Annotated in this window: 13 protein-coding genes; 12 read left to right on the top strand and 1 reads right to left on the bottom strand. The window is 39.8% G+C overall.

The window, feature by feature from the left end; all coding sequences use genetic code 11:
- The first annotated feature begins 1 nt into the window (after window position 1).
- From aroB to QU01_RS00790, 12 genes are all read left to right on the top strand, one after another.
- A complete protein-coding gene (aroB, locus tag QU01_RS00845; RefSeq protein WP_033761478.1) occupies window positions 2–1,033 on the top strand; it encodes a 3-dehydroquinate synthase in 1,032 nt (343 codons plus the stop codon).
- Entirely contained in the window at window positions 1,024–2,595 is a 1,572-nt protein-coding gene (locus tag QU01_RS00840; protein ID WP_033761476.1) for a mechanosensitive ion channel family protein, read from the top strand. Before aroB ends, QU01_RS00840 begins: the two co-directional genes overlap by 10 nt.
- The gene (gene mtaB, locus QU01_RS00835) at window positions 2,592–3,848 is read left to right on the top strand and encodes a tRNA (N(6)-L-threonylcarbamoyladenosine(37)-C(2))-methylthiotransferase MtaB (protein ID WP_033761473.1); all 1,257 of its coding nucleotides are present in this window, start codon (window positions 2,592–2,594) and stop codon (window positions 3,846–3,848) included. The genes QU01_RS00840 and mtaB overlap by 4 nt, the downstream gene beginning before the upstream one ends.
- Complete coding sequence (locus QU01_RS00830; RefSeq protein WP_033761470.1) at window positions 3,835–5,487, top strand: AAA family ATPase; 1,653 nt, start codon at window positions 3,835–3,837, stop codon at window positions 5,485–5,487. The genes mtaB and QU01_RS00830 overlap by 14 nt, the downstream gene beginning before the upstream one ends.
- A gap of 2 nt (window positions 5,488–5,489) precedes the next feature.
- Complete coding sequence (bioV, locus tag QU01_RS00825; RefSeq protein ID WP_033753540.1) at window positions 5,490–6,008, top strand: pimelyl-ACP methyl ester esterase BioV; 519 nt, start codon at window positions 5,490–5,492, stop codon at window positions 6,006–6,008.
- A 12-nt stretch (window positions 6,009–6,020) separates the two neighbouring features.
- Window positions 6,021–6,494, top strand: a complete 474-nt coding sequence (locus QU01_RS00820) for a DUF4149 domain-containing protein (protein WP_033761467.1) — start codon at window positions 6,021–6,023, stop codon at window positions 6,492–6,494.
- 47 nt (window positions 6,495–6,541) lie between these two features.
- Window positions 6,542–15,235 (top strand): immunomodulatory autotransporter protein ImaA, encoded by an 8,694-nt coding sequence (imaA, locus tag QU01_RS00815; RefSeq protein WP_033761466.1) that lies wholly within the window; start codon window positions 6,542–6,544, stop codon window positions 15,233–15,235.
- Between the two features lie 47 nt (window positions 15,236–15,282).
- The gene (lysA, locus tag QU01_RS00810) at window positions 15,283–16,500 is read left to right on the top strand and encodes a diaminopimelate decarboxylase (RefSeq protein WP_033761464.1); all 1,218 of its coding nucleotides are present in this window, start codon (window positions 15,283–15,285) and stop codon (window positions 16,498–16,500) included.
- 4 nt (window positions 16,501–16,504) lie between these two features.
- Window positions 16,505–16,795, top strand: a complete 291-nt coding sequence (locus QU01_RS00805; RefSeq protein WP_033761461.1) for a chorismate mutase — start codon at window positions 16,505–16,507, stop codon at window positions 16,793–16,795.
- Window positions 16,796–16,807: 12 nt separating this feature from the next.
- Complete coding sequence (locus QU01_RS00800) at window positions 16,808–17,680, top strand: DUF2156 domain-containing protein (protein WP_033761460.1); 873 nt, start codon at window positions 16,808–16,810, stop codon at window positions 17,678–17,680.
- On the top strand, window positions 17,681–19,360 hold the full coding sequence (locus QU01_RS00795) for a bifunctional chorismate-binding protein/class IV aminotransferase (protein ID WP_033761459.1): 1,680 nt from the start codon (window positions 17,681–17,683) through the stop codon (window positions 19,358–19,360).
- A gap of 195 nt (window positions 19,361–19,555) precedes the next feature.
- Entirely contained in the window at window positions 19,556–20,575 is a 1,020-nt protein-coding gene (locus QU01_RS00790) for an aliphatic amidase (RefSeq protein ID WP_001215736.1), read from the top strand.
- 81 nt (window positions 20,576–20,656) lie between these two features.
- Here the strand turns inward: QU01_RS00790 and flgL are convergent, their stop codons facing one another.
- A complete protein-coding gene (gene flgL / locus QU01_RS00785) occupies window positions 20,657–23,143 on the bottom strand; it encodes a flagellar hook-associated protein FlgL (RefSeq protein ID WP_033761457.1) in 2,487 nt (828 codons plus the stop codon).
- Window positions 23,144–23,271: the final 128 nt, after the last annotated feature.

Here is a 23,271-nt window from a genome sequence, read left to right as displayed (position 1 = left end):
AATGCAAGAAATTGTAATCCCTTTAAAAGAAAAAAGCTATAAAGTGTTTTTGGGGGAACTGCCTGAAATAAAATTGAAACAAAAAGCGCTCATCATTAGCGATAGCATCGTGGCCGGGTTGCATTTATCGTATTTATTAAAGCGCTTGAAAGCCTTAGAAGTCAGAGTGTGCGTGATAGAGTCCGGGGAAAAATACAAGAATTTTCATTCGTTAGAGCGGATTTTAAACAATGCCTTTGAAATGCAATTAAACCGCCATTCTTTAATGATAGCCCTTGGTGGGGGAGTGATAAGCGATATGGTGGGGTTTGCGAGCAGTATTTATTTTAGGGGGATTGGTTTTATTAATATCCCTACGACTTTACTTTCTCAAGTGGATGCGAGCGTGGGGGGGAAAACAGGGATCAATACGCCTTATGGCAAAAACTTAATCGGATCGTTCCACCAGCCTGAAGCGGTTTATATTGATTTAGCTTTTTTAAAAACCCTTGAAAAAAGGGAATTTCAAGCAGGGGTTGCTGAAATCATTAAAATGGCGGTGTGTTTTGATAAAAACTTGGTAGAAAGATTGGAAACAAAGGATTTAAAAGATTGTTTAGAAGAAGTGGTTTTCCAAAGCGTCAGTATCAAAGCTCAAGTTATTATACAAGATGAAAAAGAGCAAAACATCAGGGCCGGGTTGAATTACGGGCATACCTTTGGGCATGCGATAGAAAAAGAGACTGATTATGAGCGATTTTTGCATGGCGAAGCGATCGCTATTGGCATGCGCATGGCTAATGATTTAGCCCTTTCTTTAGGCATGCTCACTCTAAAAGAATACGAACGCATAGAAAATTTATTGAAAAAATTTGATTTGATATTCAATTACCAAATCCTTGATCTTCAAAAATTTTACGAACGCTTGTTTTTAGACAAAAAAAGCGAAAATAAGACAATCAAATTCATTCTGCCCAAAGGCATTGGAGCGTTTGAGGCTGCCTCTCATATCCCTAAAGAAACGATTTTAAAGGTGTTAGAAAAATGGCATTAAGGGTATTATTATTCTTTTGTTTTTTGTTTTTACAAGCAGAAGATAAAAGCCAAGAGCTATTGTCCATACAAAAACAAATGGCTTTGGTGGATAAAAAACTCGCCAAAGACGATAACGTGTGGTTGAAAAAATTTGAAAACTATAAGATCTACAATCAAATTTATACCGAAAAAGAGAGCGTGAGACAGGAGTTAAGGCGTTTAAAAAACAAAAAAAGCAAGGATTTATTAAAGATTAGCACCTTAGAGCACACCCTAAAGGCTTTAGAGTCCCAGCAAAAAATGTTTGAAAGCTATGGGGTCAATCCTTTTAAGGACTTGATAGAGCGCCCTAATATCCCCAATATCCCCAATATCGCTAACCCTATTGCGATCATTGATGGCATTTCTTTCATTAAAAGCATGCATTTAAAGCATGAAAATCTTAAAAATAACCAAACTGCTTTAGAAGAAGTTTTAAAGCTTTTAGATCAAAAACACCAGCTTTTAAATCAGTGGCATGCCTTGGATAAAAGCGCGAAACTAAGCGATGAGATTTATCAAACTCAAGCCAAACGCTTAGAATTGCAAGGGGCTCAAAACATTCTAAAAACCACGATCGGGATTTTTCAAAAAGACAGCGATGAAGCCATAAGCATTGTTAAATCTCAAGTTAAAAACCAGCTTTTTAAATTGGTTTATGTGTTTTTAGCGGCGCTTTTGAGCGTGGTGTTTGCGTGGATTTTAAAAATCATTTCCAGCAAATACATTGAAAATAATGAGCGCGTCTATACCGTGAATAAAGCCATTAACTTCGTGAATGTGAGCGTGATCATTTTGATCTTTCTTTTTTCTTATTTAGAAAATGTTACTTACTTGGTCACGGTTTTAGGCTTTGCGAGCGCGGGTTTAGCGATTGCGATGAAAGATTTGTTCATGAGCTTGCTTGGGTGGTTTATTATTTTGATTGGGGGGAGCGTGCATGTGGGCGATAGGGTGCGTATCGCTAAGGGGACGGATATTTTTATTGGCGATGTGTTGGATATTTCTATGTTGCACATTACGATTTTAGAAGACGTAACCTTTACCACTTATACGAACAACAGGAGAGCGGGCCGGATTATTTTTGTGCCTAATAATTATATTTTCACCACCATGTTTGCTAATTACAGCCATTTTGGGATGAAAACGGTTTGGGATGGGGTGGATTTTTGCATTACATTTGATTCTGATTTTAAAAAAGCTTCTAAAATTGCGCTCAACATCGCTACAGAATTGTCTAAAGAATACACGGATATCACCTATAAACAGCTCAATAAAATGCGCGACCGGTATTCTTTAAGGAGTTTGAGCGTGAAGCCTCGATGCTTTTTGATGCCTGAAAGTAACGGGATAAAAATCTCGGTGTGGTATCAAACCAATTCGTATGCGACCATGTCTTTAAGGAGCAAGATTGTGGCTGAAATCGTTGAAGCGTTTTTGAAAGAAGAAAATATCCATATCGCTTATACGACCAGCAAGCTGCTTAAAGTGGATGCTGATTTTCTAGGCGATGGTTTTGGGAATAAAAGGGAACAAAAATGAAAAAAGTCTATTTCAAAACTTTTGGGTGCAGGACGAATCTTTTTGACACGCAAGTGATGGGCGAGAATTTGAAGGATTTTAGCGCGACCTTAGAAGAACAAGAAGCCGATATTATTGTGATCAATTCTTGCACCGTGACTAATGGGGCCGATAGCGCGGTAAGGAGTTACGCTAAAAAAATGGCGCGATTGGATAAGGAAGTGCTATTTACTGGTTGCGGGGTGAAAACCCAAGGCAAAGAGCTTTTTGAAAAAGGGTTTTTAAAGGGCGTTTTTGGGCATGACAACAAAGAAAAGATTAACGCGCTTTTACAAGAAAAAAAGCGTTTTTTTATAGATGACAATTTAGAAAACAAGCACTTAGACACTACGATGGTGAGCGAGTTTGTGGGAAAAACTAGGGCGTTTATCAAGATCCAAGAAGGCTGTGATTTTGATTGCAATTATTGCATTATCCCAAGCGTGAGAGGGAGGGCTAGGAGTTTTGAAGAGAGGAAAATTTTAGAGCAAGTGGGCCTTTTATGCTCTAAAGGGGTTCAAGAAGTGGTTTTAACCGGCACTAACGTGGGGAGCTATGGGAAAGATAAAGGGAGCAATATCGCACGATTGATTAAAAAATTAAGCCAGATTGCTGGATTAAAACGCATAAGGATTGGGAGCTTAGAGCCTAATCAAATCAACGATGAATTTTTAGAGCTTTTAGAAGAGGATTTTTTAGAAAAACATTTGCATATCGCTTTACAGCACAGCCATGATTTCATGCTAGAGAGAATGAACCGAAGAAACCGCACTAAAAGCGATAGGGAATTATTAGAAACAATCGCTTCTAAGAATTTTGCTATCGGCACGGATTTTATTGTGGGGCATCCGGGCGAGAGCGAAAGCGTTTTTGAAAAAGCGTTTAAAAATTTAGAAAGCTTGCCTTTAACGCACATCCACCCTTTTATTTACAGCAAACGAAAAGACACCCCCTCTAGCTTGATGACTGATAGCGTGAGCTTGGAAGATTCTAAAAAGCGTTTGAATGCGATTAAAGATTTGATTTTTCATAAAAATAAGGCGTTCAGGCAATTGCAACTCAAGCTCAACACGCCCCTAAAAGCCCTAGTGGAAGCGCAAAAAGATGGCGAATTTAAAGCCTTAGATCAATTTTTCAACCCCATTAAAATCAAAAGCGATAAGCCTTTAAGGGCTAGTTTTTTAGAAATCAAAGAGTATGAAATTAAGGAGAGGGAAAATCATGCCGTTTTCTAAATTTTTAGAAAACCTCACCGCTCCCTTTAAACGCATTAAAAACCGCTCGCTTGTTTTGGCGTTAGGGTTTTTGATCCTTACTTTTTGCTTGCTTCTTTTTTTAATTTTAAGCGATGTTTCTAGGCTCATATCGGGTAAGGACTTTTTTTATGTGATCCAATCTCACCCTAAGCAAACTCTAATTGAAGATGAAAATTATTTTTATGCTAACAAGGGTCTTTATAAAACCAACAAAGAAGCCTTTTTAAGAGCCTATAAAATCCCAGAAAGCATGCCCATAGAAAAACGAGAAAATTTAAGCAAGGTTTCTAAAATCTTTTTGGCGTTGCTTTTTTTCATTTCTAGCATGCTTTTTGGGATCTTTTGGCGCTTGCCTAAACGATTGGATACTAAAATGAGTTTAGAAAGCGCGCACAAAAACGAATTGGAAAATGCATTCCAGCGATACGATGCACTAGGGGTGCGTTTTGAAGATATTGCAGGGGTGGATGAAGTTAAAGAAGAATTATTAGAAGTGATAGATTATTTAAAAAACCCTAAAAAATACCAGGATTTAGGGATTTTTCTCCCTAAAGGCGTGCTTTTAATCGGGCCTCCTGGAGTGGGGAAAACCATGATCGCTAAAGCCTTAGCGAGTGAAGCCAGAGTGCCGTTTTTTTATGAAAGCGGGAGCGCGTTTTCTCAAATTTATGTGGGGGCTGGGGCTAAAAAAGTGCATGAACTTTTCATGCACGCTAAAAGGCATGCCCCCTCTATTATTTTTATTGATGAAATTGACGCTTTGGGTAAGGCTAGGGGAGGGCATAGGAGCGATGAAAGAGAGGCCACGCTCAATCAGCTTTTAACCGAAATGGATGGGTTTTTACAAAACGATGAGGTGGTGGTGATAGGAGCGACTAACCAAATGGAAGTGATGGATGAGGCGCTATTAAGGAGCAAACGATTTGATCGGCGCATTTTCATTTCTTTACCGGATTTGTTAGAAAGGCAGAGCATTTTAGAAAAGCTTTTAGAAAACAAAAAGCATGCGCTCAATTATCTTAAGATCGCTAAAATTTGCGTGGGTTTCAGCGGGGCGATGTTAGCGACTTTAATCAATGAAAGCGCTTTAAACGCCCTAAAACACCAACGAGTTGAAATCACTGAGAGCGACATTTTAGAAGTGAAAGACAAGATCGCTTATGGCAAGAAAAAGCCCCAAACCTTAGACGAAAACCAAAAAGAATTAGTCGCTTTGTATCAAAGCGCGAAAGCCTTGAGCGCGTATTGGCTGGAAATTGAATTTGATAAAGCGCCTTTATTGGGGGAATTTATCGCTTTTAATGAAAATAAAATCCATAGCGAGAGCGAGATTAAAAATTACATTAAAGTGTATTTGAGCGGGACAATTGTTTTAGAGTTGCTTTATAAAGAGCGTTATAGTTTGTCCAAACAAGATTTGCAAAAAGCGAAATTTTTGAATGAATTTATGGCCAGTGAGCTTCTTTTAGCCCCTACAAAAGAGTCTTTAAGCGTTCTTTATGAAGAGCAGCTGGAGTTTTTAAAGCCACAAATTGCAGCTTGCAAGCGATTAAGCGTTCTGTTATTGGAGCAAGAATATTTAGAGCATGCAAACTTCTATGATTTGTTGAACGGGTGAAAATGCGTTTTTTTAGTGGTTTTGGGTTCATTAATGAAAGCGTTTTGTTTGAAGAGTGGCTTTTAAAAGGGGCTTATGATATCTCAGGCTTTTCTATGGGAGCGATTAAGGCGATAGAATACGCTTATAATGAAATCTCACAACAGCGCCGCATCAATTCCTTGTTATTGTTTTCGCCTTGCATGTTAGCGCATAAGAGTTTGGCGTTCAAACGCTTGCAACTTTCTTCGTTTCAAAAAGATCCGCAAAGCTACATGGATAACTTTTATCAAGCCGTGGGATTGAGCGCTCAATTGGAGCGTTTTAAAAAAATGGGTTCTTTAGAAGAATTAGAATTTTTATTGAATTACAAGTATAGTGATTCTATAATTAGATTTTTATTAGAAAAAGGCGTGAAGATTGAAGTGTTTATCGGTTTAAAAGACAGGATCACTGACATTCAAGCCCTTTTAGAATTTTTTATGCCTCTAGTTCAAGTGTGGCAGTTTAAGGATTGCAACCATTTGTTGCAAAAATCTTAAAAAAGGTGGAAGATGAAAAAATTTGGTTTAGGGGTGTATTTGCTTCTTTTAGGTATTTTGGACGGCTCTTTGATCATTTTAGGAGCGATAGTTGCGCCCATTGTTTTCAAAGCTTCAAGCATTTTACCTGAATTGAATCTGACTCCCTTTGAGAGCGGGAAACTCATGGCGCAAATCTTTGTGCGTTTCAATTACATTTTAGGCGCGATCGGTTTTGTGGTGTTACTTTATGAAATCATTTCGTTTATTTACTCTAAAAGATCGTTAGTGTATTTGATCCTTGGCGTGGCGATAGGGGCGTTGTGTTTGCTCTTTGTTTTTTATTACACGCCTTATATTTTAAACGCTCAAAAAGCAGGCGAAGCCGTGCTTCAAAGCGCTGAATTTGCCCGCTCGCACGCTCAAAGCGAATGGCTGTTTAAGGAATTGTTTGTGCTGGTGTGCGCTTTGTTTTTTTGGCGTTTGCTTGGAAAAAATGCACTTTGATTTAAAGAGGAGATTTTACTATCTAGGAAATGAGAGGGTAGCATTTAATGAAAAAGTTTAAAAAGAAACCAAAAAGTATCAAACGATCGCATCAAAAAACAATCTTAAAGCGTCCTTTATGGCTCGCACCTTTATTAATCGGTGGGTTTACTAGTGGGGTGTATGCGAATAATCTGTGGGATTTGTTAAACCCAAAAGTGGGGGGTGAGTATGTGCATTGGGTTAAGGGCAGTCAGTATTGCGCATGGTGGGAATTTGGAGGGTGTTTAAGGAATGTGTGGGGAGCAAATCATAAGGGCTATGATGCTGGAAATGCCGCTAACTACTTGTCTTCTCAAAACTATCAAGCTATTTCGGTGGGTAGTGGGAATGAAACGGGGACTTATAGTTTAAGCGGTTTTACCAATTATGTTGGGGGCAATCTCACGATCAATCTAGGCAATAGCGTTGTTTTAGATTTAAGCGGTTCTAATAGTTTCACTTCGTATCAAGGTTATAATCAAGGCAAAGATGATGTGAGCTTTAATGTTGGCGCAATCAATTTAAACGGCACTTTAGAAGTGGGCAATCGTGTGGGATCGGGAGCTGGCACGCACACCGGCACAGCCACTTTAAACTTGAACGCTAATAAGGTCAATATCCATTCTAATATCAGCGCGTTTAAAACTTCGCAGGTGAATATAGGCAATGCTAACAGCGCTATTACCATTAATTCGGTTTCTTTAAGTGGGGATACTTGCAGTTCTTTAGCGAGTGTTGGCATAGGGGCTAATTGCTCCACTTCTGGGCCTAGCTATTCTTTTAAAGGGACGACTAACGCTACTAACACGACCTTTAGCAATACAAGCGGCAGTTTCACTTTTGAAGAAAACGCCACTTTTAGCGGGGCGAAATGGAATGGGGGGGCATTCACTTTCAATAAAGGGTTTAGCACTACCAATAATACCGCTTTTAATAGCGGTAGTTTCACTTTTAAAGGCACAAGCTCTTTTAATAACGCTTCGTTTAGTAACGCTACCTACACCTTTAACGATCAAGCCACTTTCCAAAACAGCTCCTTTAATGGGGGGACTTTTACTTTTAATAACCAAACTAATCCAACTAACAGCGCTCAGCACCCCCAAATTCAAAACAGCTCTTTTAGTGGTGGCGCTATTATTCTTAAGGGTTCTGTAATTTTCCAACAAGCCTTTAACAATTCAAACCACCAACTAACGATCCAAAACGCTTCCTTTAATAACGCCACTTTCAACAATACCGGTAAAATCACCATTAATGAGGGTGCGAGTTTTAACGACACGACATTCAACACTTCTGTTGATACAAGCAACATGAGTGTTACCGGTGGCGTTACTTTAAGCGGTAAGAATGACTTAAAAAATGGCTCAACCCTTGATTTTGGGAGTTCTAAAATCACTCTCACTCAAGGGACGACTTTCAACCTCACAAGTTTAGGGGATAAAAATGGCGTAACGATTTTAAATTCTAGCGGTGGGATCACTTACAATCATCTTTTAAACCATGCAATCAATAGCTTGACAAGCGCCTTAAAAACGAACGAAAGCTCTTCAAAGCCGCAAAGTTTCGCTCAAGGTTTGTGGGATATGATCACTTACAATGGGGTTACCGGGCAGCTTTTGAATGAAAACGCTGCAACCTCTAAAAACACTGACTCTTCGCCCCCTAAATCCTCTTCAAACTCTACGCAAGTCTATCAAGTGGGCTACAAAATAGGGGATACTATCTACAAACTGCAAGAAACTTTTAGCCCTAATTCCATTATCATCCAAGCTTTAGAGAGCGGGACTTACACGCCACCCCCTACAATCAGCGGATCACAATTTGACTTATCCGCTTCAAATTATATTAATGCTGACATGCCTTGGTATAACCATAAATATTACATCCCCAAATCCCAAAATTTTACAGAGAGCGGGACTTATTACTTGCTGAGCGTTCAAATATGGGGGAGTTACACTAACTTGTTTAAACAAACCTTTAGTGCTAGTGGTAGTAATCTGGTGATTGGGTATAACTCAACATGGACTGGAAATAGCGTTTCTTCTAGCGGCACGGTGTCTTTTGGGGACACTTCAGGGAGCGCTCTTAATGGGCATTGCGGGTCTTGGCCGTATTATCAATGCACAGGCACGACTAATGGCACTTATAGCGCTTATCATGTGTATATCACAGCGAATCTGCGTTCTGGCAATCGTATAGGCACGGGTGGGGCAGCTAATCTAATCTTTAATGGGGTAGATAGTATCAATATCGCTAACGCTACCATCACGCAACATAACGCCGGAATCTATTCAAGCTCTATGACTTTTTCCACGCAAAGCATGGACAATTCGCAGAATTTGAGTGGCTTAAATTCTAACGGCAAGCTTTCAGTGTATGGCACAACTTTCACTAACCAAGCCAAAGACGGGAAATTCATTTTCAATGCAGGGCAAGCGACTTTTGAAAACACCAACTTTAATGGAGGGAGTTACCAATTCAGCGGCGATAGCTTGAATTTTTCAAATAACAACCAGTTCAATAGCGGTTCGTTTGAAATTAGCGCAAAAAACGCTTCGTTCAATAACGCTAACTTTAACAACAGCGCTTCTTTTAATTTCAATAACTCTAACGCGACCACTTCGTTTGTGGGGGATTTCACTAACGCTAATTCAAATTTGCAAATCGCTGGGAACGCTGTTTTTGGGAACTCTACCAATAGTGATGGCTCTCAAAATACCGCTAATTTCAATAATACCGGCTCTGTCAATATTTCCGGGAATGCAACCTTTGATAATGTGGTATTTAACAGCCCCACAAACACGAGCGTGAAAGGGCAGGTTACTCTCAATAACATCACTTTAAAAAACTTGAACGCTCCTTTGTCTTTTGGCGATGGGACAATTACTTTTAGCGCTCATTCGGTGATTAATATTGGTGAAACTATCACTAATGGCAACCCTATCACCCTTGTAAGCTCTTCTAAAGAAATTGATTACAACAACGCTTTCAGTAAAAATCTATGGCAGCTCATCAATTACCAAGGGCATGGGGCAAGCAGTGAAAAACTCGTCTCTAGCGTAGGTGATGGCGTTTATGATGTGGTGTATTCTTTCAATAACCAAACCTACAATTTCCAAGAGATTTTTTCACCAAACAGCATTTCTATCCGGCGTTTGGGCGTTAGCATGGTGTTTGATTATATGGATATGGAAAAATCGGATCATTTGTATTATAAAGATGTTGCCGGTTTTATGACCTACATGCCTAACAGCTATAACAATAATTTAGGGAATCCAAACAACACCATTTACTATTACGACAACAGCATTGATTTTTATGCGAGCGGGAAGACTTTATTCACTAAGGCGGAATTTTCTCAAACGTTCACCGGGCAAAACAGCGCGATCGTTTTTGGGGCTAAAAGCATATGGACGAGCTTAAGCGATGCGCCGCAATCTAATGCAATCATTCGCTTTGGGGACAATAAGGGAGCAGGGAGTAATGATGCGAGCGGGCATTGCTGGAATTTGCAATGCATAGGCTTTATTACAGGGCATTATGAAGCGCAAAAGATTTACATCACCGGCAGTATTGAAAGCGGGAATCGCATTTCTAGCGGTGGGGGCGCGAGCCTTAATTTTAATGGGCTTCAAGGCATTCTTTTAACGAACGCGACTTTGTATAATCGCGCCGCTGGCACGCAAAGCTCGTCTATGAATTTTGTCTCTAACAGCGCGAACATTCAGGCTCAAAACTCCTATTTTATAGACGATACCGCGCAAAATAAAGGCAACCCTAATTTTAGTTTCAACGCTTTGAATCTGGATTTTTCTAACAGCTCTTTTAGGGGCTATGTGGGGACAACGCAGTCTGTTTTTAAATTCAACGCCGTTAATGCGATCAGTTTCACCAACAGCACGAATTTAAGCTCTGGTTTGTATCAAATTTCAGCTAATAGCGTGTCGTTTGACAATTCCAATTTAAGCGTTTCAGTGGGGACAAGCAGTATTAAAGCCAATGCGATCAATCTTTCTCAAAACGCCTCTATCAATGCGAGCAACCATTCAACCTTGGAGCTTCAAGGCGATTTGAATGTGAACGACACCAGCTCGCTCAACCTCAACCAAAGCACGATTAATATTTCCAATAACGCCACGATCAACGATTATGCGAGCTTGATTGCGAGTAATGGCTCTCACCTTAATTTTAATGGGGCGGTTAATTTCAATTCAGCGAATATTACTACGAGTTTGAGTAATTCCTCTATCGTGTTTAAGGGAGCGAGCTTTTTAGGAGGGCAGTTTAATTTAAGCAATAATTCTTCTTTAGATTTTCAAGGCTCTAGCGCTATCACCTCTAACACGGCGTTTAATTTCTATGATAACGCTTTTTCTCAAAGCCCCATCACTTTCCATCAAACCCTTGATATTAAAGCACCCTTGAGTTTGGGGGGCAACCTTTTAAACCCTAACAACAGCAGCGTGTTGAATTTAAAAAACAGCCAGCTTGTTTTTGGCGATCAAGGGAGTTTGAATATCGCTAACATTGATTTACTAAGCGATCTAAACGATAATAAAAATCGTGTGTATAACATCATTCAAGCGGACATGAATAGTAATTGGTATGAGCGTATCAGCTTCTTTGGCATGCGCATCAGTGATGGGATCTATGATGCTATTAACCAAACTTATAGTTTCACTAACCCCCTTAATAACGCCCTAAAAATCACCGAGAGCTTTAAAGACAACCAACTAAGCGTTACGCTCTCTCAAATCCCAGGTATTAAAAACACGCTTTATAACATTGGCTCTGAAGTCTTTAACTACCAAAAGGTTTATAACAACGCTAATGGCGTGTATTCTTATAGCGATGACGCAGAAGGCGTGTTTTATCTCACTAGCAGCGTGAAAGGCTATTACAACCCCAACCAATCCTATCAAGCTAACGGCAGCAATAACACCACGAAAAATAACAATCTAACCTCTGAGTCTTCTATCATCTCGCAAACCTATAACGCGCAAGGCAACCCTATTAGCGCGTTACACGTCTATAACAAGGGCTATAATTTCAGTAATATCAAAGCGTTAGGCCAAATGGCGCTCAAACTCTACCCTGAAATCAAAAAGATATTAGGGAATGATTTTTCGCTCTCAAGTTTGAGCGATTTAAAAGGCGATGCACTAAACCAGCTTACCAAACTCATCACGCCTAGCGATTGGAAAAACATTAACGAGTTGATTGATAACGCAAACAATTCGGTGGTGCAAAATTTCAATAACGGCACTTTGATTATAGGAGCGACTAAAATAGGGCAAACAGACACTAATAGTGCGGTGGTTTTTGGGGGCTTGGGCTATCAAACACCTTGCGATTATACTGATATTGTGTGCCAAAAATTTAGAGGCACTTATTTAGGGCAGCTTTTGGAGTCTAGCTCGGCTGATTTGGGCTATATTGACACGACTTTTAACGCTAAAGAAATTTATCTTACCGGCACTTTAGGGAGCGGGAACGCATGGGGGACTGGGGGGAGCGCTAGCGTAACTTTTAACAGCCAAACTTCGCTCATTCTCAACCAAGCGAATATCGTAAGCTCGCAAACCGATGGGATTTTTAGCATGCTAGGCCAAGAGGGTATTAATAAGGTTTTCAATCAAGCCGGGCTCGCTAATATTTTGGGCGAAGTGGCGGTGCAATCCATTAATAAAGCCGGGGGATTAGGGAATTTGATAGTAAATACGCTAGGGAGTGGTAGCGTGATTGGGGGGTATTTAACGCCTGAGCAAAAAAATCAAACCCTAAGCCAGCTTTTGGGGCAGAATAATTTTGATAATCTCATGAACGATAGCGGTTTGAACACGGCGATTAAGGATTTGATCAGACAAAAATTAGGCTTTTGGACCGGGCTAGTGGGGGGATTAGCCGGGTTGGGGGGCATTGATTTGCAAAACCCTGAAAAGCTTATAGGGAGCATGTCCATCAATGATTTATTGAGTAAAAAAGGGTTGTTCAATCAGATCACCGGCTTTATTTCCGCTAACGATATAGGGCAAGTCATAAGCGTGGTGTTGCAAGATATTGTCAAACCGAGCAACGCTTTAAAAAACGATGTAGTGGCTTTAGGCAAGCAAATGATTGGCGAATTTTTAGGCCAAGACACGCTCAATTCTTTAGAAAGCTTATTGCAAAACCAGCAGATTAAAAGCGTTTTAGACAAAGTCCTAGCGGCTAAAGGCTTAGGGCCTATTTATGAACAAGGTTTGGGGGATTTGATCCCTAATCTTGGTAAAAAGGGGCTTTTCGCTCCCTATGGTTTGAGTCAAGTGTGGCAAAAAGGGGATTTTAGTTTCAACGCGCAAGGCAATGTTTTTGTGCAAAATTCCACTTTCTCTAACGCTAATGGAGGCACGCTCTCTTTTAACGCAGGGAATTCGCTCATTTTTGCCGGAAACAATCATATTTCATTCACTAACCATTTTGGAACGCTTCAATTATTGTCTAATCAAGTTTCTAACATTAATATCACTACGCTTGATGCCAGCAACGGCCTTAAGATTAACGCCGCTAATAACAATATTTCCGTATCTCAAGGCAATCTTTTTATCAACGCTAGTTGCGCGCAACAAAGCACTCCAACTGCAGCTAACGCTACAAACCCTTGCACGCTTAATGCTAGCGTTAATGACGCTTCTTCTAACGCATCAAATAACGCGCCAATCGCCTTAAATAATAACGATGAAAGCTTGATGGTTACGGCGAATGATTTCAATTTTTCAGGCAATATTTACGCTAACGGGGTGGTTGATTTTTCAAAGATTAAAGGCTCTGCAAACGTTAAAAACCTGTATCTTTACAATAACGCTCAATTCCAAGCCAACAACCTCACGATTTCCAACCAAGCGGTGTTAGAGAAAAACGCTAGCTTTGTAACGAATAACTTAAACATTCAAGGGGCGTTTAACAACAACGCCACGCGCAAAATAGAGGTGCTTCAAAATTTAGTGATCGCTTCAAACGCTTCTTTAAGCACCGGGATTTATGGGTTAGGAGTAGGAGGGGCTTTGAATAATTTGGGAACGATCCATTTTAATTTAGAAAATTCTCAAACGCCTGTAAATCCGCTCATTCAAGCAGAGGGGATCATCAATCTCAACACCACCCAAACGCCTTTTATCAATGTCAATAATGTCATGGCCAATAATACGACTTACACTTTATTAAAAAGCAGCCGTTACATTGATTACAATATCAACCCTAATAGCTTGCAATCGTATTTGAAGCTCTATACCTTAATCAATATCAACGGAAACCACATAGAAGAAAAAAACGGCGTATTGACTTATTTGGGCCAACGGGTTTTGTTGCAAGATAAGGGGTTATTATTAAGCGTAGCGTTGCCTGACTCAAACAACGCCTCTCAAAACAACATTTTAAGCCTTTCTGTTCTTCATGACCAGATTAAAATGTCTTATGGCAACAAGATCATGGACTTTACCCCCCCTACCTTACAAGATTACATTACGGGCATTCAAGGGCAAAGTGCACTCAATCAAATTGAGGCTGTTGGGGGGAACGCTATCAAGTGGCTTTCAACATTGATGATGGAAACGAAAGAAAACCCGCTTTTTGCGCCGATTTATTTAAAAAACCACGCTTTGAATGAAATCTTAGGCGTGGCTAAAGATCTTCAAAACACCGCAAGCTTGATTTCTAACCCTAATTTTAGGGATAACGCTACCAACCTTTTAGAATTGGCGAGTTACACCCAACAAACCAGCCGTTTAACAAAACTCTCTGATTTTAGGGCTAGAGAGGGAGAGTCTGATTTTTCTGAGCGCTTGTTAGAGCTTAAAAACAAGCGTTTCAGCGATCCTAACCCTGGAGAGGTTTTTGTCAAACACTCTCAACTTAGCAAACACCCAAATAACCTTTGGGTTCAAGGGGTGGGGGGAGCGAGCTTTATTTCTGGGGGCAATGGCACGCTTTATGGCTTGAATGTGGGCTATGATCGGTTGGTTAAAAATGTGATCCTTGGGGGTTATGTGGCTTATGGGTATAGCGGTTTTAATGGGAACATCATGCGTTCTTTGGGTAATAATGTGGATGTGGGGATGTATGCGAGGGCTTTTTTAAAAAGAAACGAATTCACTTTGAGCGCGAATGAAACTTATGGAGGCAATGCAACTAGTATCAATTCTTCTAATCCCTTGCTTTCTGTGTTGAACCAACGCTACAACTACAACACCTGGACAACGAGCGTGAATGGGAATTACGGCTATGATTTCATGTTCAAACAAAAAAGCGTGGTGTTAAAACCTCAAGTGGGCTTGAGCTATCATTTTATAGGCTTGAGCGGGATGAAAGGCAAAATGAATGATGCCGCTTACAAACAATTTCTCATGCATTCAAACCCCTCTAACGAATCGGTTTTAACGCTCAACATGGGGTTAGAGAGCCGTAAATATTTTGGTCAAAATTCCTATTATTTTGTAACGGCGAGACTAGGTAGGGATCTTTTGATCAAATCTAAAGGCGGCAATACGGTGCGTTTTGTGGGCGAAAACACTTTATTGTATCGCAAGGGGGAAGTTTTCAACACTTTTGCGAGCGTGATCACAGGAGGCGAAATGCATTTGTGGCGTTTGATGTATGTGAATGCGGGGGTGGGGCTTAAGATGGGCTTACAATACCAGGACATTAATATAACCGGGAATGTGGGCATGCGAGTGGCGTTTTAGCTTTTTTGCTATAATGCTTCGTTCAAATTTTATGGTTAGGTTTTTCTATGTTTAATTATGAAGAGCTGTTTCAAACTTATAAAACCCCTTTTTACCTCTATGATTTTGACAAGATCAAACAGGCTTTTTTGAATTATAAAGAAGCGTTTAAGGGGCGTAAATCTTTGATTTGCTACGCTTTAAAGGCGAATTCCAATTTGAGTATTCTCTCTTTATTGGCGCATTTAGAGAGCGGGGCGGATTGCGTTTCCATAGGCGAGATATATAGGGCTTTAAAAGCTGGGATCAAGCCTTATAGGATTGTGTTTAGCGGAGTGGGTAAAAGCGGATTTGAAATAGAACAAGCCCTAAAACTCAACATTTTATTTTTAAATGTAGAAAGTTTTATGGAATTAAAAACGATTGAAACAATCGCTCAATCTTTAGGGATAAAGGCTAGGATTTCCATTCGAATCAACCCCAACATTGACGCTAAAACGCACCCCTATATTTCTACCGGTTTGAAAGAAAATAAGTTTGGCGTGGGAGAAAAAGAAGCTTTAGAGATGTTTCTTTGGGCTAAAAAAAGCGCGTTTTTAGAGCCTGTTAGCGTGCATTTTCATATCGGATCACAGCTCTTAGATTTAGAGCCGATTATAGAAGCGAGCCAAAAGGTGGCCAAAATCGCTAAATCTTTGATAGCGCTAGGGATAGATTTGCGTTTTTTTGATGTGGGCGGAGGGATTGGCGTGGGCTATGAAAATGAAGAGACTATCAAGCTTTATGATTACGCGCAAGGGATTTTAAACGCGCTTCAAGGCTTGGATTTGACCATTATTTGTGAGCCGGGCCGATCCATCGTGGCTGAGAGTGGGGAATTGATCACGCAGGTTTTGTATGAAAAAAAGGCTCAAAACAAGCGCTTCGTGATTGTGGATGCGGGCATGAATGATTTTTTACGCCCCAGTTTGTATCATGCTAAGCATGCCATAAGGGTTATAACGCCCTCTAAGGGGCGTAAGATCTCGCCTTGCGATGTGGTAGGGCCTGTGTGTGAGAGCAGCGACACTTTTTTAAAAGATGTCCATTTGCCAGAATTAGAGCCAGGCGATAAAATAGCGATTGAGAAGGTTGGGGCTTATGGCTCTAGCATGGCCAGTCAATACAATTCGCGCCCCAAACTCTTAGAATTAGCCCTAGAAGATCACAAAATCAGAGTGATTAGAAAAAGAGAGGCTTTAGAAGATTTATGGCGGTTAGAAGAAGAAGGCTTAAAAGGGGTTTGATTAGATGCAAAAGAATTTGGATAGTCTTTTAGAAAATTTAAGGGCTGAAATTGATGCGTTGGATAATGAATTGAGCGATCTTTTAGACAAACGCTTAGAAATCGCTTTAAAAATCGCTCTCATCAAACAAGAAAGCCCCATTTATTGCCCTAAAAGAGAGCGAGAAATTTTAAAACGACTCGGTCAAAGGGACTTCAAACATTTGAATGGAGAAATTCTTACGGGTTTTTATGCAGAGGTTTTTAAGATTTCTAGAAAATTTCAAGAAAACGCCCTAAAAGAGTTAAAAAAATAAAAGAGAGTTGCCATGTTTGAAGAAATTACCCTAGAGCATAAGGACTTGTTTTCAAGGTTTTTACAAACTCAAAAAATCGTTTTATCGGATGTGAGTTTTACCAATTGCTTTTTATGGCAGCACGCAAGGCTCATTCAAGTGGCTGTGATTAGGGATTGTTTGGTCATTCAAACCACTTATGAAAATCAAAAACCCTTTTATTTCTATCCTATCGGTAAGAACACGCATGAATGCGTGAAAGAGCTTTTGGAATTAGAAAAAAATTTAAGATTCCACTCCCTGACTTTAGAGCAAAAAGACGATTTGAAAGACAATTTTGTAGGGGTGTTTGATTTCACTTACAACCGAGACAGGAGCGATTATGTTTATTCTATTGAAGAATTGATCGCGCTCAAAGGGAAAAAATACCATAAGAAAAAAAACCACTTAAACCAGTTTTTAACTAATTGTGCGAATTTTGTTTATGAAAAAATTTCTCCTCAAAACAGAAAGGAAGTTTTAGAAGCTTCTCAAGCGTGGTTTTTAGAAAGCCAGACTGATGATATAGGGTTAATCAACGAAAATAAGGGCATTCAAAGCGTGTTAGAAAATTATGAAAGCTTGGATGTGAAAGGGGGGCTTATTAGGGTTAATGGAGAAATAGTCTCGTTTAGTTTTGGAGAAGTTTTAAACGAAGAGACCGCGCTCATCCACATTGAAAAAGCCCGTACAGATATTGCAGGCGCGTATCAAATCATCAACCAGCAATTGCTTTTGAATGAATTTAGCCATTTGACTTACGCTAACAGAGAAGAAGATCTAGGATTAGAGGGTTTGAGAAGGTCTAAAATGAGCTATAACCCGGTGTTTTTGATAGACAAATACGAAGCGGTTGCTAGAAATTAAATGATTTTTGGGGATTTTAAATATCAAAAAAGCGTTAAAAAACTCACCGCCACTAATCTTAATGAGCTTAAAAACGCCTTGGATTTCATCTCTCAAAATAGGGGGAAGGGGTATTTTGTAGGGTATCTTTTGTATGAAGCGCGTTTAGCGTTTTTAGATGAAACTTTTCAAAGCCAAACCCCTTTTTTGTATTTTGAACAATTTTTAGAAAGAAAAAAATACTCTTTAGAGCCTTTAAAAGAGCATGCGTTTTACCCTAAAATCCACAGCTCTTTAGATCAAGAAACTTATTTCAAGCAGTTTAAGGCCGTTAAAGAACATTTAAAAAATGGCGATACCTATCAAGTGAATCTCACGATGGATTTATTTTTAGACACTAAAGCCAAACCAAAGCGCGTTTTTAAGGAAGTGGTACACAACCAAAACACGCCTTTTAAGGCTTTTATAGAAAATGAGTTTAGGAGCGTTTTAAGCTTTTCGCCGGAATTGTTTTTTGAATTAGAGTTTTTAGATACAGCGATTAAGATTATTACAAAACCCATGAAAGGCACGATCGCACGCTCAAAAAACCCCTTAATAGATGAAAAAAACCGGTTGTTTTTGCAAAATGATGACAAAAACAGAAGTGAAAATGTGATGATTGTGGATTTATTGCGTAACGATTTGAGCCGTTTAGCCTTAAAAAATAGCGTGAAAGTCAATCAATTGTTTGAAATCATCAGCTTGCCGAGCGTGTATCAAATGATAAGCGAGATTGAAGCTCAATTGCCCCTAAAAACCAGCTTGTTTGAGATTTTTAAGGCGTTGTTCCCTTGCGGCTCTGTGACCGGATGCCCTAAAATAAAAACCATGCAAATCATTGAAGAATTAGAAAAACGCCCTAGGGGGGTGTATTGCGGGGCGATAGGCATGGTTGAAGGAAAAAAAGCCCTTTTTAGCGTGCCTATCCGCACTTTAGAAAAAAGAGTGCGCGAAGATTTTTTGCATTTAGGGGTAGGGAGTGGGGTAACTTATCAAAGTAAAGCCTCAAAGGAATATGAAGAGAGCTTTTTAAAATCCTTTTTTGTGATGCCCAAAATAGAATTTGAGATTGTAGAGACGATGAAAATTATCAAAAGGGATCAAAAATTAGAGATTAACAATAAAAACGCCCATAAAGAACGCTTAATGCATAGCGCTCGATATTTTAACTTTAAATACGATGACAATCTTTTAGAATTTGAATTGGAAAAAGAAGGGGTTTTAAGGGTTTTACTCAACAAAAAGGGCAAGCTCATTAAAGAATACAAAACCTTAGAGCCTTTAAAAAGCCTAGAAATCCGTTTGAGTGAAGCCCCCATTGATAAACACAATGATTTTTTATACCATAAGACCACTTACGCCCCTTTTTATCAAAACGCTCGAGCGCTCATTAAAAAAGGCGTCATGTTTGATGAAATCTTTTATAACCAGGATCTAGAACTCACTGAGGGCGCTAGGAGCAACCTTATTTTAGAAATCCATAATAAGCTTTTAACCCCTTATTTCAGCGCGGGCGCGTTAAACGGGACGGGTGTTGTGGGGTTGTTAAAAAAGGGTCTTGTTGAGCATGCCCCTTTAAAATTACACGATCTGCAAAAAGCGACTAAAATCTATTGCATTAACGCGCTATACGGCTTAGTGGAAGTGAAAATCAAATAACCATAAAAATAGAAGCGCCTAAAACCTCATTTTTAGAAATAGGTTATTAAATAGAGCAAAAAAGTTAAAACTCGCCCACAATAATCATAATGATTAAAGTTTTTATATTCATTATAGATCCATTTACACAATTATTTTATAAATTCAAGTAGAGGGTTTGCAGGAACTCTCGTATCAAAAAATAAGGAATATAACATGAGACATGGAGATATTAGTAGCAGCCCAGATACTGTGGGTGTAGCGGTAGTTAATTATAAGATGCCTAGACTCCACACTAAGAATGAGGTGTTGGAAAATTGCCGCAATATCGCTAAGGTGATTGGTGGGGTCAAACAAGGTCTGCCCGGGTTGGATCTGATTATTTTCCCTGAATACAGCACGCATGGGATTATGTATGACAGACAGGAAATGTTTGATACAGCCGCCAGCGTTCCTGGAGAAGAAACCGCAATTCTTGCTGAGGCTTGTAAGAAAAACAAGGTTTGGGGAGTGTTCTCTTTGACGGGAGAAAAACACGAGCAAGCCAAAAAGAATCCCTATAACACTTTGATTCTTGTCAATGATAAGGGTGAGATCGTGCAAAAATACCGCAAAATCTTGCCTTGGTGCCCTATTGAATGTTGGTATCCTGGGGATAAAACTTATGTGGTTGATGGGCCTAAGGGCTTGAAAGTTTCTTTGATCATTTGCGATGATGGGAACTACCCTGAAATTTGGCGCGATTGCGCGATGCGTGGGGCAGAACTCATTGTGCGCTGTCAAGGTTACATGTATCCTGCTAAGGAGCAACAAATTGCAATCGTAAAAGCTATGGCGTGGGCTAATCAATGTTATGTAGCGGTAGCGAATGCGACCGGCTTTGATGGGGTGTATTCCTATTTTGGGCATTCTAGCATTATTGGTTTTGACGGGCATACTTTGGGCGAATGCGGGGAAGAAGAAAATGGTCTTCAATACGCTCAACTTTCTGTGCAACAAATCCGTGATGCGAGAAAATACGACCAAAGCCAAAACCAACTCTTCAAACTCTTGCATAGAGGTTATAGTGGGGTTTTTGCTAGTGGCGATGGGGATAAGGGTGTGGCGGAATGCCCTTTTGAGTTCTATAAAACTTGGGTTAATGACCCCAAAAAAGCTCAAGAAAATGTAGAAAAAATCACTCGCCCAAGTGTGGGTGTGGCCGCTTGTCCTGTGGGCGATTTGCCCACGAAATAAGGGGCAAAAGGAGGGGGGCTTCATAGAAGCTTAAAGCATTTTTAATACCTCTTTTTAGAACGCTTAAAAACCACCAAAAGATTACAAGTATTTCGTTAGAGACAAATTATTGATTTTGTTCGTGGAAGCCAGAACGGCGTTATAATTGTTAGTGAGATTGGAAAATTTGTTATAAGTTTCTGCCATATCCGTGCCGGTCGTTTCTCCACGAATGCTTTGAACTTGCGTTTTTAAAACTTCATTACGCCTGATAATGTTCTCAAACGCCTTGCCATGAGCGCCGTTTTTAGCGATCATTTTTTCTATGTGATCGCTCAAGTGATCTATAAGGGTGATGCCGTTTTGAATGCCTAAATTACGCATGTCGCTAGAATAAGTATCCCCTAAAGCGTCCGGGCGATAAATCCCTTTTCTTACAGAAGTGATAATATTTTCTAATTGATCAAAAAAATTCACGCTGGGCTTGTCAATAATTAAAGCGTTATTAGCGTTTAATTTAAGGCTTGGTTTGTCGCTGTGCAAGGTGTTTTGAGAAAAATCATTCGCGTCTTTATCAAAAAGCATGAACTGCATTTTGGTGTTTGAATGCATGTTGTCTTGGATAACGACTTTTCCCTCTTCATTCAAATTAACAGAAAGGTTGTCTTTAGCTTGTTTTAACAATTCAATAAAGCGCTCCTTGCTTTCTTTAGAAGTAGGGTTATCGCTGATTTGTTGGTAGATGGCGGGGTCAGTATTGCTGTAATTGAGTGCGATACTCATCGCATCCATGAGCTGCCTGTAAGTGACTTCATTGGGTTTAGACGCTTGAATATCAGCGGTTGTGGGGTCATAAAGCGGGATTTTAACGCCATTAGGGAGGCTCAAAAAAGCCCCATTATTATCCAAGTTCATTTGCGCTTCCAAAAATAAGCCATTCACATCGTTTAATTTCATGTTAAAAACGCTATTTTCTAAACTCCCCTTAGCGACCTCACTCAGTTTGGTAGAGCCATTAGCCGCGCCATTTTGAGCGGTTTGAGCGACATTGCTTTCTAATTTTGCCCCTTCTTTATTGAAGTAGGTTTTTTGGTATTCGCTCGCGTTATTAGTGGGGATACCGGCCACTTCTAGTCCTTTAGCATCTAGGGTGCTTAAAGCCAAAGAAATAGGCGATTCTTTAGAAGAATTGTCAATAATCCTCAAACGCCCGTTTGTTGCAATTTCCACATCCACTTCATTATTGAAGCGTTCTTTGATCGCGTCTTTCAAATCTTTAATCGTAGAATTTTTCACGTCTAAAAGAATGGGAATATCCAAATTAATAGGGAGGTTTGGGATTTGAATAGCGCTTGTATCGTCCAAACGGCTGGCGTTGATTTTTAAAGTTTCCACCTTATCGCCAAAAATCTCGCTCAATTTAGTGTTTTTGTTGGCTAAAACATTGTCTTTAGTGACAAACACGCTAGGGATTTCAAGCACCTTGGGATTATACATGTTAGGCACCGCTTTAACTTGGCTCAAACTCCTATCCGTTACAAACGCGCTTTTGACGTATTCAGTAACCCTTTTAGCGCTCGAACGCAAAGCGTCTAAATCATCAAAATCCCCATCGCTAGAAATCAAATGAAAATCCAAATTTTCACTGCCAGGCGTTAGGTTTTTGATCTCAATTTGCCCCCAATTATTCAAACTCACATCCACGACTTTATTTTGCGAAGTGTTCCCGTAAGCGTGAGCGATTTTATCCAACAAATCGCTCACTTTAGTCGCGCTTTCTTTGTTTTGGTAGGCTTTAGAGAGCGCGAATTTTTCTTTAAAACTAGAGCCATCAGGCCTAACGCCTTGCAAATAAAAAAACTCTTTAGGGTCATTGGTGGGGTCTTTATCGTTATCGCCGATGAGTTCTCGCAAGGTATCGCTGGGTTTAATAAAAACTTCTTCAGGTAATGAAGAATGCTCTAAAGCGTCCATCACATCAGGGTGGAGCTTGTTTTGATTGAATAATTTAATGTTGGTGGTGATGAGTTTGTGTTTGTCTTTATCTGCGCCTAAAAACAAATCTTGCCCGCTGATATTATAAGGCACAAGGTTATCAGAGCTGATTAGCGCGTTTAAATCTTCGCCATTGCCATGGTATTTCCCATTACTATCAATGGGAGGTCTATCCACCTTACTGCCCCCAAATAAAAATTCCCCCCCTATAGAGGTGTTAGCGACATTTATCATATGCTCCCTCAAGCGTTCTAAATCGTTAGCGATAGCGGCGCGAGAAGTCTCTGAATGCACATCGTTAGCGGATTGGATGAGTTTGGTTTTAAACGCCTCCATCGTTTTAGAAAATTCTTGCAAGGCTTTGTCGGTATTGAGCGTTGAAGTGTAAGCGTTTTGAGCCACATCAATGCCTTGATCTAGGGTGTTTTCTTCGTATTGGAATTTTAAATTCTGGTTGTTAATGTCGCTGTTTTGATAACCATAACGGATTTTTAGCCCTGAAGCGATCTGCGTGTTAGCGTCATTGATTTTATTTTGTAAAGCGTTTTGATAATTATTCATTTGGTTGTATTTTGAGCCAAAGGTAACGCGCATGATCAAATCCTTATGGGTTTTTTAACAAACAAGCTAAAAGTATTCCAAAACAAGTTAATAGCAATTGTGAGTGGTTTGAGTGGGGCAATGAGGGTTAATATGGCGGGTTAAATGGGGTGTTTTTGAGT

The organism is Helicobacter pylori SA221C, from assembly GCF_000476855.1.
In the GTDB taxonomy this organism is placed as follows: Bacteria; Campylobacterota; Campylobacteria; order Campylobacterales; family Helicobacteraceae; genus Helicobacter; species Helicobacter pylori_DK.
Note: the sequence above shows the minus strand (reverse complement) of the source record. Positions and strands in the feature narration are given on the sequence as shown.